The organism is Lysinibacillus sp. FJAT-14222, assembly GCF_001278875.1.
Classification (GTDB): domain Bacteria; phylum Bacillota; class Bacilli; order Bacillales_A; family Planococcaceae; genus Lysinibacillus; species Lysinibacillus agricola.
This window is the reverse complement of the sequence record NZ_LIYL01000002.1, coordinates 100,516-113,136: the sequence shown is the minus strand read 5'-3', so window position 1 is coordinate 113,136 and position 12,621 is coordinate 100,516. Positions and strand designations below refer to the sequence as shown.

At 35.4% G+C, this 12,621-nt stretch carries 10 protein-coding genes and 4 pseudogenes; 12 read left to right on the top strand and 2 right to left on the bottom strand.

From position 1 onward, the window contains the following. Positions 1-70: 70 nt before the first annotated feature. A pseudogene (locus AN161_RS31235) lies at positions 71-169 on the bottom strand ((2Fe-2S)-binding protein); the annotation flags it as partial. A 360-nt stretch (positions 170-529) separates the two neighbouring features. On the opposite strand from AN161_RS31235, the gene AN161_RS30080 reads away from it, so the two are divergent. Beyond that, positions 530-703, top strand: coding sequence for a hypothetical protein (locus AN161_RS30080; protein ID WP_198926827.1), 174 nt, complete (start codon positions 530-532; stop codon positions 701-703). 47 nt (positions 704-750) lie between these two features. On the opposite strand, the gene AN161_RS01410 is transcribed toward AN161_RS30080, so the two are convergent. Beyond that, a complete protein-coding gene (locus AN161_RS01410; protein ID WP_277815914.1) occupies positions 751-1,653 on the bottom strand; it encodes a DMT family transporter in 903 nt (300 codons plus the stop codon). Positions 1,654-1,856: 203 nt separating this feature from the next. On the opposite strand from AN161_RS01410, the gene AN161_RS01405 reads away from it, so the two are divergent. The 11 genes and pseudogenes from AN161_RS01405 (at position 1,857) to AN161_RS01360 (ending at position 12,341) form a co-directional block, all read left to right on the top strand. Then, complete coding sequence (locus AN161_RS01405; protein ID WP_053592590.1) at positions 1,857-2,342, top strand: Lrp/AsnC family transcriptional regulator; 486 nt, start codon at positions 1,857-1,859, stop codon at positions 2,340-2,342. Between the two features lie 81 nt (positions 2,343-2,423). Continuing rightward, positions 2,424-2,990: pseudogene (locus AN161_RS01400) on the top strand (histidine phosphatase family protein). A gap of 295 nt (positions 2,991-3,285) precedes the next feature. Next, a complete protein-coding gene (locus tag AN161_RS01395; protein WP_241774464.1) occupies positions 3,286-4,506 on the top strand; it encodes a phosphoenolpyruvate hydrolase family protein in 1,221 nt (406 codons plus the stop codon). A gap of 341 nt (positions 4,507-4,847) precedes the next feature. After that, on the top strand, positions 4,848-6,107 hold the full coding sequence (locus AN161_RS01390) for a Tm-1-like ATP-binding domain-containing protein (RefSeq protein WP_053592589.1): 1,260 nt from the start codon (positions 4,848-4,850) through the stop codon (positions 6,105-6,107). Beyond that, a pseudogene (locus AN161_RS01385) lies at positions 6,067-6,621 on the top strand (phosphoenolpyruvate hydrolase family protein); the annotation flags it as partial. The gene AN161_RS01390 and the pseudogene AN161_RS01385, both read left to right, overlap by 41 nt. A 687-nt stretch (positions 6,622-7,308) precedes the next feature. Next, positions 7,309-7,602 (top strand): annotated as a pseudogene (locus AN161_RS27220) (phosphoenolpyruvate hydrolase family protein); the annotation flags it as partial. A 653-nt stretch (positions 7,603-8,255) separates the two neighbouring features. Beyond that, positions 8,256-8,432 (top strand): hypothetical protein, encoded by a 177-nt coding sequence (locus tag AN161_RS29340; RefSeq protein ID WP_158002946.1) that lies wholly within the window; start codon positions 8,256-8,258, stop codon positions 8,430-8,432. 470 nt (positions 8,433-8,902) lie between these two features. Beyond that, a complete protein-coding gene (locus AN161_RS01375; RefSeq protein WP_053592587.1) occupies positions 8,903-9,328 on the top strand; it encodes a thioesterase family protein in 426 nt (141 codons plus the stop codon). 11 nt (positions 9,329-9,339) lie between these two features. Continuing rightward, positions 9,340-9,714 carry a DUF423 domain-containing protein gene (locus AN161_RS01370; protein ID WP_053592586.1) on the top strand — a complete coding sequence of 125 codons (375 nt, stop codon included), beginning with the start codon at positions 9,340-9,342 and terminating at the stop codon, positions 9,712-9,714. Between the two features lie 192 nt (positions 9,715-9,906). Next, positions 9,907-11,223 (top strand): SPFH domain-containing protein, encoded by a 1,317-nt coding sequence (locus AN161_RS01365; RefSeq protein WP_053592585.1) that lies wholly within the window; start codon positions 9,907-9,909, stop codon positions 11,221-11,223. A 14-nt stretch (positions 11,224-11,237) separates the two neighbouring features. Then, the gene (locus AN161_RS01360; protein WP_053592584.1) at positions 11,238-12,341 is read left to right on the top strand and encodes a TFIIB-type zinc ribbon-containing protein; all 1,104 of its coding nucleotides are present in this window, start codon (positions 11,238-11,240) and stop codon (positions 12,339-12,341) included. The last annotated feature ends 280 nt before the right edge of the window (positions 12,342-12,621 follow it).

Genomic DNA, 12,621 nt, shown 5'->3' with positions numbered 1-12,621 from the left:
TTCAGCAATGGATCGCCAGCCTTCCTAATTATATCAAGGCTTATTTGTCGATTTCAGTCTGCGAAGTTTGAGTTATTAACTGTACATTTTTAGCTTTATTTTTGCAAGAGGGACAAATAATAGTGTTTTCATTAATATTTTTTTTACTGCTACTACAACAATTTTCCATCTTCATATCACCTCGTACATTTTTTTCAGTCGTCACCTTATATAAAGTATAACCCATGCACAAAGGTAAATGGGAAAGGAATTGCCTCATTATCAACAAGACAGTGAACGCTCAAAAAAGATCAAGAGCTCGAAGGTGTAAATTGGAATTCTTTTTTTTGAAATCACCAAAATTTATTCTAAAATAAAATTAATTCCAAAATAATGAGAGAACCAAGTATAAATTTAAAGCTAGTTAAACTAGGCGCTCATAAAATTAACTGCATTCCAGTTAGTAAGTACTAACTGGAATGCAGTTCTAATTATCGTCTTGGTCTTATAAAGTTGGTATCTTCTAAAATACTTTAAGGTGATCAATACTATGTTTCTAGGATTTGAATGGTTCCCTAAAAAATGGGGAAAAAGAAAAGTTTCAGAACAGTTTCTTCAAGCAAAATTTACGGAAGAAGGTAAAGGGATTACGATTAGCACTTATGCTATAGATTTATATGTTATATCTATTCCTTTAAAAGTGAAAAAATATAATTCACTTTAACTTCGGTAGAGTGTAACTAATTGTGTTGACACTTTTTTGTTTTAGTCTTAATTTGAAAGGGATGTATTTAGATAAGTTGTTTTCGTTTTAAAATGTGAAAATAAATAACAGCCTATAATAACAATCAATCCTCCAATCCCTTGAGTCCAAGAGATGCTTTCTCCTAAAAATAAAAACGCTAAAAGTGCCGTGAAAATCGGGTTGAAATTAAGGAAAACACCGGATGTTGTAGCCCCTAATTTTTGAATACCAATGCTCCAAAGTACCATACAAACGACAGTGGAGATAAACCCTGTATATAAAAGGGATAGTATAAAAGAATGATTAACATTAGAAATGGTAAAATCATTAAGGTTAAACGGCAATAGTACAAGAAGTCCAAATATTCCTGAATACAAATTAGACATTAGTGGTGAGGTAGTTTTCATTGCCCATTTACTACAGACGGAATAAATTCCCCATACACATACAGCTGCAAGCATCCATAAATCACCCAAATTAAAATGAAAAGACAATAATAGGTTGATGTTCCCCTTTGAAAGTACGAGAAGAACACCGAACAGCGAAAGTAGCATTGAAAGTGATTGAAGTATATTAATCTTTTCCTTTAGAAAAACAAATGAAAAAATCGCAATTGAAATAGTATTTAATGTTGAAATAAGGCCAACATTCGTCGATGTAGTTCTTTCCAATGCTAAAAATTGAAAAATATTGAACAATACCACACCTGTAATGCCCATTAACAATAAAGGGAGAAGGGCATCTCGAGAGGGAAGCAATCTTTTTTCTTTCCACCATACCATAGGAAGAAGTACGGCGACGGCAATGAGCCATCTTAAGCTCGTCAATGTTAAGGGAGAGGCATGCTCAACAAGCGATTTGGCAACTACAAAATTGCCTCCCCAAAGTAAACTGGTTAAAAGCATTAATAGAACATAGATATTCTTCAAATCACTATCTCTCCTTGGATTCTTATATGTACAATCGAGTTTTGATAAAAGAATCATAACATTTTTGCTTATTTGGCAGTGTAATATTTTGTATAATGAATAAAAATCAAAATAATAGTAAGAATAAAAGGATTTTACAGAATAAAATTAATAATGATTGTCAAATGTAGCTGAAATTTCGAATAAAAAAAGGAGAGAATAGCATGAGAGATTTCGAAAGAAGATTATTAGATAGTGTGGATACTCAAATATTAGATATCTTGCAGAGAGAAGTTCAGATCAGTAATGCAGAACTAGCGAGACGGGTGAATTTATCCCCACCAGCGACACATACAAGGATAAAACGATTAGAAAGTGAAGGATTTATTGATAAACAAGTTGCCATTTTAAATCATGAGAAACTGGGATTCGATTTACTCTGCTATGTTTTCATGAGTACAAATATTCACCAAGCGAAGGAATTAGAAGCTTTGGAAAATACCTTAAAAACAATGACAGAAATATTAGAATGTCATTGTTTAACGGGAGAGTATGATTATCTTTTAAAGGTTGTTATTAGGGATCGAAAAGAATTAAATAGCTTTATAAGAAAATTAAATAGGCTTGGCATATCCCGCATTCAAACTAACTTATCTTTAAGAGAAGTTAAATATTCTACAGTCTTACCAATATCAGTGGATGAACAGTAGAAACTCTTCCGAGCAATATCGATTTTTAGCTTCGTCACGTAAATGGTTTAGGTCAAAAACTCAAGCACAATAGGAGGCATTATGAAAACATTCATTTATATGGTGCGACACGGTGATTCACCAAAAGACGGAAATGAGAGAACTAGAGAATTAACTGAAAAAGGTAGATTAGACACTCAACGAATAACTAATATTCTACAAAAAGAGGGCATTGATGCTGTTATTTCAAGCCCGTATAGTCGTTCAATCCTAACTGTTCAGAAAGTAGCTAATTAAATAGAAAAGGTAATTGTATTTGAAGATCTTAAAGAGCAAATATTTATTGCTGGAGATAAGCGAATTTCTGACAAGGAATTATTCCCTTTATTAGAAAAGTCATTTTCTGACCCAGCTTATGCTTTAAAGGGAGGGGAGTCAAATGCTGACTGCCAGAAACGTGCTATAAAAGTCCTGAAAGAATTATTAAACACCTATCAAGGACAGAAAGTAGTAATTGGCACACATGGGGCTGTTATGACTTTAATGATGGGGTTTTATGATAGTAGATATGATTTGAACTTTTTACTACATACAACAAAGCCAGACATATACAGAATGGAATTTGATGGGCAAGAATTGGTCGATGTAAAAAGATTATGGGAGATTTAAGCTTTGAGACTGAAAATTGTCGGTACATTTTCTTGTGTTTTAGATATTCCAAATAATAAATTTTAGAAAAACATTCTGATTAAAAAGGGTGTTTTTTTTGTCCTGAAGGCTAGACTAAACAACTGATTAAGGAAAATATTGATAATCACAATACAAGTATATTTACTTCACCTTATAAAATCAGTAGAGACTAGTAGACATTTATAGCTTTTGTTTAAGGGATAATGTACATTACACTAAAAGGGTGAACGGTTTACTGAAGACTAAACAATGTAGTAGTAGAGGTGAAAATTATATGGAGGAAATGCAAGATAAGAAGTATGAAATAAAAAATTATATTAAAAAACAAATTACTAAAAATAGATATATTTTAGGCGTTGCCGCTGGTTCTGGAATGACAGCTAAATACGCAGAACAAGGTGGCGCTGACTTTATTTTGGCTCTAAATTCAGGACGATTCAGATTAATGGGGGTAAGTTCATTAGCTGGTTTTTTACCGTATGCAAATAGTAATGAAGTTGTCATGGATTTTGCATGTAAAGAGATCATTCCTATGATAAAAAAAATTCCTGTTTGTTTTGGTTTATGTGCAACAGATCCAACAATTGATCTAGATAACTACATCGATTTAATTAAGAAAAAAGGCTTTGCAGGCATTAATAATTATCCAAGTATTGGTCTAGTAGATGGGCTTTTTAGAGAAGCATTAGAAGAACAAGGTATTTCTTATGATAAAGAGGTAGAAGCTATTCGTCTCGCTAGTGAAAAGGGATTGTTTACTGTAGCTTTTGTATTTAACGAGGAGCAAGCTATAAGGATGGTAGAAGCTGATGCAGATATTATTTGTGTTCACTTAGGTTTAACGAATGGTGGATCATTAGGTGCTAAAAAGATTTTATCTTTACAGGCTGCCAAAAGGATGGCAGTGAATATATTTAATAAATGTAATGAACTGAATCCTAACATCATTAAAATGATTTATGGAGGCCCGGTTAATAAACCAATAGATGTTCAATATATGTATGATGATACTACGATTATGGGTTATATCGGAGGTTCTGTTTTTGAAAGGATTCCCAATGAACAGGCTCTCATACATATTACGAAATCCTTTAAGCAAACGAACGATTTTCAGTTCGATGAATTAATCAGTAAAATTACTGATGGTTTGGGAAGTCAAGATGATTATATTAATTTTATAAAAAAATACATCAATTTACATTATATGGATGAAATTTCATTGAATGAAGTAGCAGAAATATTAAATTTGTCTCGTTCTTATTTAAGCACTTTATTTAAAAAAGAGATGGGTGTCTCATTTACACAATATCTTATTAATTTTCGGCTTAATCGTGCAATTGAAATACTAAAATTGGAAAAAATACCGTTAAATAATATCGCAGAAATGGTAGGTTATCCAGACTATACTCAATTTAGTAAAATATTTAAAAAATATAAAGGTGTGTCACCTAAAAACTATTTAACTTCTTTCAGCAGGTGTTTGGACACCCGCTGAAATAGAGGAACTCAGTCTAAGAACGCCACGTCCTGTGGCAATTTATCTGTGCGAAAGCGAAGCGACAGCAACACACGACTGAGTGACCAACTTCGTGTTGGCCTAAAGCCTCCGGCGGATGTCATGGAATCGGAAAGGAGTTCTTTGTGCAAGCACAAAGCCGATTCCAGACGCAATTATGCCAAGGCATAATTGATAATATAACAAAGAGACAAGTTTTTAGAACATAAACACATTAACTCTCCCGAAAGAAAACGTTATTATGGAATGGAGTAATAAATGATACCGCTTTCTTAAGTGATTATTTGATGTTTTAAAGATCAAGAAGGGAGAGAGTTGATATGAAAACAATTGCTTTGGCTGGAACATTTGATTCAAAAGGAAAAGAATATTTATATGTAAAAGAGTTGATAGAATCGTTAGGTTTCAATACTTTCACGATTCATACAGGTGTTTTTAACCCAACGTTTGAGCCTGACGTATCAAATGCTGAAGTAGCGGCTGCAGCTGAAGAGAATATACAGGAAATTGCTGCAAAAAGAGATCGCGCAAATGCAACAGCAGTTCTTGCAAAAGGGATGGAATTGCTTTTGCCGAAACTGTATGAAGAAGGTAAATTTGACGGTGTACTTTCCTTTGGAGGTACTGGAGGATCATCTATCGTAACAACTGGTATGAGAGCATTACCAATAGGTGTTCCTAAAGTGATGGTTTCAACTGTCGCTTCTGGTAATACGGAGCCATATGTAGGAACTAGTGACATTATTATGATTCCTTCAGTAGTAGATGTTGCTGGATTAAATGTAATTTCGACAAAAATATTTACGAATGCAGTATTTGCGATAGCAGGTATGCTTAACTTTGAAAATAAAACGATCGTGAAAAAAAAGCCTCTTATTGCTGCAACGATGTTTGGGCTGACAACACCTTGTATCAATCAGGCTAAAGATTTCTTAGAAGCTAAAGGATATGAGGTATTAATTTTCCATGCAACAGGTGTTGGTGGTCGTACAATGGAGAATTTAATAGCTAACGGATTTATAGATGGTGTCCTTGACATTACGACCACAGAATGGGCTGATGAATTAATTGGGGGTGTATTGAAAGCTGGCCCGCATCGTTTAGAAGCAGCTTCAAAAAAACAGATTCCTCAAGTTGTGTCGGTGGGTGCAATAGACATGGTTAACTTTGGTCCATTTGATTCTGTCCCTAATAAATTTAAAGGACGAAAATTTTATAAGCATAATCCAACAGTTACTTTAATGCGCACATCCGTTGAAGAGAACAAACAAATAGGTGAAGTAATTGCAGAAAAATTATCTTTAGCTAATGGCTACACGGCGTTATTTTTACCGCTAAAAGGGCTATCAGGTCTTGATGTTGAAGGGCAGCCTTTCTACGGTTTAGAGGAAGACAGAATGTTATTTGATACATTAAGAGAAAATGTTGACCAAAGTAAAGTAGAAATGATAGAAATCAATACGGATATAAATAGTGAAGAGTTTGCATTAGCTGCAGCGGAAAAATTAATTGAATTAATAGAAAATAAAGAGAGGGAAAATGATAATGTTACAGAGACAAGAAATATTGAATCGTTTTAAAGAAGAAATCAATAAAGGAAATATTCTTGTAGGCGTTGGCGCTGGTACAGGAATTACAGCTAAAAGTAGTGAAGCTGGTGGAGCCGACATGTTGATTGTTTATAATTCAGGTCGTTATAGAATGGCTGGTCGTGGCTCACTAGCTGGTTTATTATCTTATGGTGATGCTAATCAAATAGTTGTTGAAATGGGTAATGAGGTATTACCCGTTGTAAAAGATACTCCAGTTCTAGCTGGTGTTAATGGAACAGATCCTTTTAAAGTGATGGAAGTTTTCTTAAAGCAGCTGAAAGATCAAGGGTTTAGTGGCGTCCAAAACTTTCCTACAGTTGGTTTAATTGACGGTGTTTTTCGTCAAAATCTAGAGGAAACAGGAATGGGCTATGATTTAGAAGTAGATATGATAAGAAAAGCACATGAATTAGATATGTTAACTACTCCATATGTCTTCGATGAAGAGCAAGCAAAGAAAATGGCTGAAGCGGGTGCAGATATTTTAGTGGCTCACATGGGTAACTAAACTGTTACGACAAATTTAGACAAACTATACAAATCTGTATAGAAGCATAGATTTATAACAGAATACCCTTCGTATCAAGCGATTGGTGCGAACTCCACGTTAATTGCTTTTAACTCCTAAAGCCTTGTGACCAAAGCGGAGCTGGAAACGGCAGACGTAACGGTGCGAAAGCAAAAAAAACAACAAGGATGGCATAAGCTGAAAAAAATTACTCAGTGTCCGTAAAGGGTCGTCGTGACAACGGAAAACGGTAGCGCTAAGTGCTTTGGCAATGGATGTTTAGCAGCGAACTCCTAAATCTCTAATGAGACAAGGAAGACGTTCAACGACTATCTCCTTGAGGGAGAGTAAAACCGCAAGCGAATGGCGGAAGAAAAATGTGGCTCTTATTAGAAGATAAGATGAAGATATAGTCTGCGCTTATGTGAAAGCATAAGAGGTCTACTCGTGAGAGAAAGACTGCATGAAGGGTTGCGCCTTCGTGTGAACAAGAAAAATATATACAAATATAAAAATGTTAACAACGATACTGCGGAATTTAAGCCTTTGAGAGTCATACTAAATGGCAGTAGCTTCGGCGAAATCAGACTCGGAGAATAAGGAAGACACAAAAACGAAAGTCGGAAGATAAAAGTTGTGTCACAGTAGAGATGTTTACATTTTTTAAGAAATGTATATGTTTTTCGTATCGGATTAACAACAAAAGGTACTATTGGTGCACAAACTGCCTTAACTTTAGACGACTGTGTCGATCGAATCCAAAAAATTGTTAATGCTGGTAAGTCTATAAATCCTGATATATTAGCAATTTGCCATGGAGGTCCAATTGCAGAGCCGGGAGATGCTGCTTATATTATTGATAGAGTAGATGGGATTGTTGGATTCTTTGGTGCATCTAGTATTGAAAGATTTGCTGCAGAAAAAGGAATTAAGGAACAAACTGAAGCTTTCAAAGGTATAAACAATAGTAATTAGCTTTCATATAGAGACGTTTTCTTTTGTCGACAGTCTGAGTCACTCATAAATAAAATGAGTGACTTTTTTTCCTTTAATAAATTCTAAAATTCTAAATAAAAGAATTGATATTGAAGTGTTTCGTTACACAAATCAGGCTTAAAAAACCAGGTGGAAGAAATTATAATAGAACGTTTAAAAAGTCACTCATTTGAAAAATAATGAGTGACTTTTAATAAATTCTATTTTAAAATGGCATCTTGAATCAAAGCAGAGAATTCCTTAATTTTATTGAACAATATGAGTATGATTAATCGAAAGATATTGTGCAGTACGCGATGAAGATTTTAATGGAAGCTCAAAATGAAATGGTACAATTCGAAACGTGGACTTTGGTACTTATCGAGTCCAAAAGTGGGCCAACAACACCTGTAATTTATTACAACCCTGATAGCGATATATTTGAACGTAAATTAAACAGCAAATGCGCTTATTGGTCTGAGAAATTGCAATTGAAATGGAAAAGAATTAAACAGAGAAGGGCTGTATTACGAGGACAACATTCCAAGTTCCACAGAACAATACAAAAGATGAAATTTTGAATATATTGTATAATAAGGTAGTATCAGTAAAGGTGGTTAGTTCGTTTTTAAGACATGTGGAGGTGTTGAAAATTGAAGACTTTGCATTTTGGTGTTGCAATAATTCTTTTTGGGTTAACTATAGAAATAGCATTCAATTCAAATGGACTTGGATATTCACAGGGCACTATTTTAGGTTTAATTGTATCTGTTATAGGTATGATTATTTCAATTATTGGTTTTTTTAGAAATGAACATATTAAAGGGTAAATATATATGTTATGAAGTACTAACAAATCATAAACGTTTATGGGCTGGTGGTTTTTATTACTTGTGATAGGAGTATGGATTATAGCAATAATCTCTTTATTTAAATGAGATTATGAAATTTTGAGAAGTGAAAATTAAAAAGCTGCAGCGTTTGTGAACTGCTCCCTGTCAACAGGACAATGGAAACAATAAAAATGTATGAAGCGGCTTGAGCCCTGAAGATTTTGTATTGTTGCACCTGCTCAATGCTTTTGTATCTTTTGTTTAAAATAACGGTACCCCAGAAAGTACCCCAATTAAAAGAGTTTATATGAGTTTATATGGTGTAAAGGAATATATTGAATAAATTTGAACTTTAATTAAGTATCACTATTAATGGAGTCATTATTTTTCATCTCACAAAAATCAGTAGAGCAAAAACCCCACTAAATCAATATTTTTACGCTATAATGAATGACGAGGTGAAGAAAATGTTTGTAAGTGAGAAACAAATAGAAATTCGATATGCTGAGACCGACCAAATGGGTGTGGTGTATCATGCGAACTATATTATTTGGATGGAGATTGGACGCTCCCAGCTAGTAAATGATGCAGGCTTTGAGTATGCGGAATTAGAAAAAGAGGGTTATGTATCGCCAGTGATGGATTTATCCATTTCTTATAAGGCGGCTATGCATTATGGCCAAGTGGCGACGGTACGTACATGGGTGGAAAAGCACGATCGTCTACGTACAACATATGGCTATGAAATTTTACATGAAGATGGCACGATTGCGGCAACTGCTCAGTCAGTACATATTCTAGCGCACAAAGATACGTTACGTCCGGTATCCCTAAGTAAAATTGATCCAGCATGGGATGCGAAATATAAAGAAATCGCATGTGAAACGAAATAGGAGAAGTATATATGGAAATTTTATTAGCTTTAGGGGCAATTATGGCTTGTCTTGGTGTAGTGCTAGGTGCTTTTGGGGCTCATGCACTAAAAGATAAATTTGCGTCACCACACTATGCGGCTATTTGGGAAACTGCGGTGCAATATCATATGTATCATTCACTAGGTATACTGGGACTTGGTATTTTATCGAGTGATGCCCTTTTAGGAGCATCTAGTATGCTTTCCTGGGCAGGTTATTTAATGTTGGCAGGTATTGTGTTTTTCTCCGGTAGTTTATATGTATTAGCCGTTACAGGTGTTAAAAAGCTTGGAGCGATTACACCAATCGGCGGTCTGTTATTTATTGTTGCCTGGATACTTGTTGCTATTTCTGCATTTTCTTAAGAAACGATATGATCCACTAAAAAAAATATAGTACTAAATACAAGAGAGGTAGTTCCTATGGAGCTATCTCTTTTTTATAGAGAAGTTAAAAAAAATGAAACAAATTGTCCTTTTTATGCGTACTACATAATGATTAGATTATTTTAAGTGATAAAATAAGACTTAAGTATATAGTTGAAGGTGGGAATAAATATGGGTTTATTAAAAGCAGGAGTCGGCGCTTTAGCGGGCGTTCTAGAAGATCAATGGCGTGAATATTTCTATTGTGAGTCACTCACAGCGGATGTTCTTGTAGAAAAGGGTGTTAAACGTACTTCTAAACGAGGATCAAATAAAGGCAATGACAATATTATTAGTAATGGCTCCATTATTGCTATAAATGAAGGTCAATGTATGATGATTGTCGAGCAAGGGAAAGTGGTCGAGTTCTCAGCGGAGTCTGGTGAGTATGTTTACGATACATCAACAGAGCCTTCGATTATGTATGGCAATGATTTGTCCGAAGGCATTACGGAAACATTCAAGCAGATCGGTAAACGCTTCACTTTTGGGGGAGAGCTTGCAAAAGATCAGCGTGTGTACTATTTTAATAAAAAAGAAATTGTAGGCAATAAATATGGGACACCAGCACCGATTCCATTCCGTGTAATCGACCGTAATATCGGCCTAGATATTGATATTGCCATACGTTGTCATGGCGAATATTCATATAAAATTGTCGATCCATTATTATTTTATACAAATGTTTGTGGAAACATAGAGCGCGAGTTTACACGAGATGCAATCGATAGCCAATTAAAAACGGAGTTGATGACTGCGTTACAGCCAGCTTTCGCACAGATTTCAGCAAGTGGGGTACGCTATAGCGAAATTCCTGCACATACAGTTGCACTGGCGGATGCCCTTAATAAAGTGTTATCAGAGAAGTGGCTTGCAACTCGTGGCTTAGCGGTTGTATCCTTTGGCATTAGTTCTTTAAAAGCATCTGAAGAAGATGAAGCAATGATTAAACAATTGCAACGAAATGCTGTTATGCGTGATCCAGGTATGGCTGCGGCTAATTTAACAGGCGCTCAGGCGGAAGCAATGATTGCAGCTGCAAACAATGATGGTGGAGCAATGGCAGGATTTATGGGAATGAACATGGCAACACAAGCAGGCGGTGTTAATGCAGGACAGCTTTACCAAATGAATGAGCAAAATAAACAGACGGCTCAGCAAGGACAAACAGCGGCGACTTCAAGTACATGGAAATGTGCTTGTGGTAATGAAAACACTGGTAAATTCTGCTCAAACTGTGGCATAGCAAAACCTGCCGAAGAGGGCTGGACATGTACATGTGGTACTGTCAACAAAGGTAAATTCTGTAGCGAATGTGGTGCTAAAAAACCTTCAGAAGCATTACAATATGTTTGCGATAAATGTGGTTGGGAGCCAGAAAATCCTGCGACCCCACCAAAATTCTGTCCAGAGTGTGGCGATGTGTTTGATGAAAATGACGTTAAGTAAGGAGATGACTAGTGATGACAACGCAAGATGCTGAAAATGTCAAACAAGTAAAGCTTGATTTCGACGCTGAGTGTCCATCATGTAGTGCATCCATTGAGTTTAACCCAGCAACTGGAAAGCTATCATGTCCTTATTGTGGCTATGAGACTGAAATTGCAACCCCAGAAGAGCAAGAAGAAAAAATTGCCCAGGAAATGGATTTTGCAAAGGCTGAAGAACGTGGGAATTTTAATTGGGGTGTTGAGAAAAAAACAGTTATTTGTAAAGCCTGTGCGGCAGAAACGATTTATGATGCGTTACAGGTAGCCGATAGCTGTCCATACTGTGGCTATAATCAGGTTATGGAAGCAAGTGCTGAAAACACACTAGCACCAAACGGGGTATGTGCATTTGAAATAACAGATAAGCAAGCGGGCGATAATTTCCAACGATGGATTAAGGGAAGATGGTTTACGCCGAAAGCAGCAAAAAATAGTGCAAAGCCTGATTCGTTTAAAGGGGTTTATCTTCCTTATTGGACTTTTGACACTAAAACAAGCTCAAGGTATTCCGCAAAATACGGTAGACATCGCACAGTTACAGATAAAGATGGAAATACCCGAACTGAAACAGATTGGTATTCCACAAGTGGTTTTTACCAGGAATTTATTGACGATTATTTAATAAGTGCGACAACACGTTATGATCGGAATATGATGCGGAAAATAGAGCCATTTAATTTACTCAATAATAAAGCCTATAAGCCAGAATATGTAACTGGTTTTTTATCAGAACGTTATAGTATTGGTTTGCAGGACGGGTGGAGCCAAGCAAAGAGAGAAATTCATGATCATCTAAGTGCGCAGATTACTTCAAAAGTCCGTTGGGAAAAGAATGCAGATGTTGTATCCAATTTACGTTTCTCTACAACACATGATGATATTACATACAAGTATCTTATGTTACCAATCTGGCTTTCTTCATTCCGCTACAAAGAGAAAATTTACCAATTTATGGTAAATGGACAAACGGGTCAAGTAGGTGGGGATGCTCCAATTTCACCGCTTCGTGTAACAATTGCTGTAGTCTTATCATTAATTGCAATCGCAATTATTTGGTATTTCTTTATGTCAGAATAGTCATGAGCAGTATTCCTGTTGGATATAATCTCTCCTTAGGAATACTGCTTTTTTTTACTATAAGTAGTAGGGGAAGCGCCAACATAAAAATAAAATCATCTAAAGTAATGGTGAACGACTGAATAATTGAAGGAAATGGGATGAAAATCTCTAGTTATCACGGCAGTCGCTTTAAATAGTTGCATAAGTTATAGTGATAAAGGAATTCTGACGAAGTTTTTTTACACAGCAATACATGAAAAATTCAGCGAATACATGTTTTAGTGTGATGCATATAAAA

Excerpts from the sequence above, each read along its gene's own strand:
- AN161_RS30080 (WP_198926827.1), top strand. The coding sequence starts at position 530 with ATGTTTCTAGGATTTGAATGGTTCCCTAAAAAATGGGGAAAAAGAAAA.
- AN161_RS01405 (WP_053592590.1), top strand. The coding sequence starts at position 1,857 with ATGAGAGATTTCGAAAGAAGATTATTAGATAGTGTGGATACTCAAATA.
- AN161_RS01365 (WP_053592585.1), top strand. The coding sequence starts at position 9,907 with ATGGGTTTATTAAAAGCAGGAGTCGGCGCTTTAGCGGGCGTTCTAGAA.
- AN161_RS01370 (WP_053592586.1), top strand. The coding sequence starts at position 9,340 with ATGGAAATTTTATTAGCTTTAGGGGCAATTATGGCTTGTCTTGGTGTA.
- AN161_RS01360 (WP_053592584.1), top strand. The coding sequence starts at position 11,238 with ATGACAACGCAAGATGCTGAAAATGTCAAACAAGTAAAGCTTGATTTC.
- AN161_RS01395 (WP_241774464.1), top strand. The coding sequence starts at position 3,286 with ATGGAGGAAATGCAAGATAAGAAGTATGAAATAAAAAATTATATTAAA.
- AN161_RS01375 (WP_053592587.1), top strand. The coding sequence starts at position 8,903 with ATGTTTGTAAGTGAGAAACAAATAGAAATTCGATATGCTGAGACCGAC.
- AN161_RS01390 (WP_053592589.1), top strand. The coding sequence starts at position 4,848 with ATGAAAACAATTGCTTTGGCTGGAACATTTGATTCAAAAGGAAAAGAA.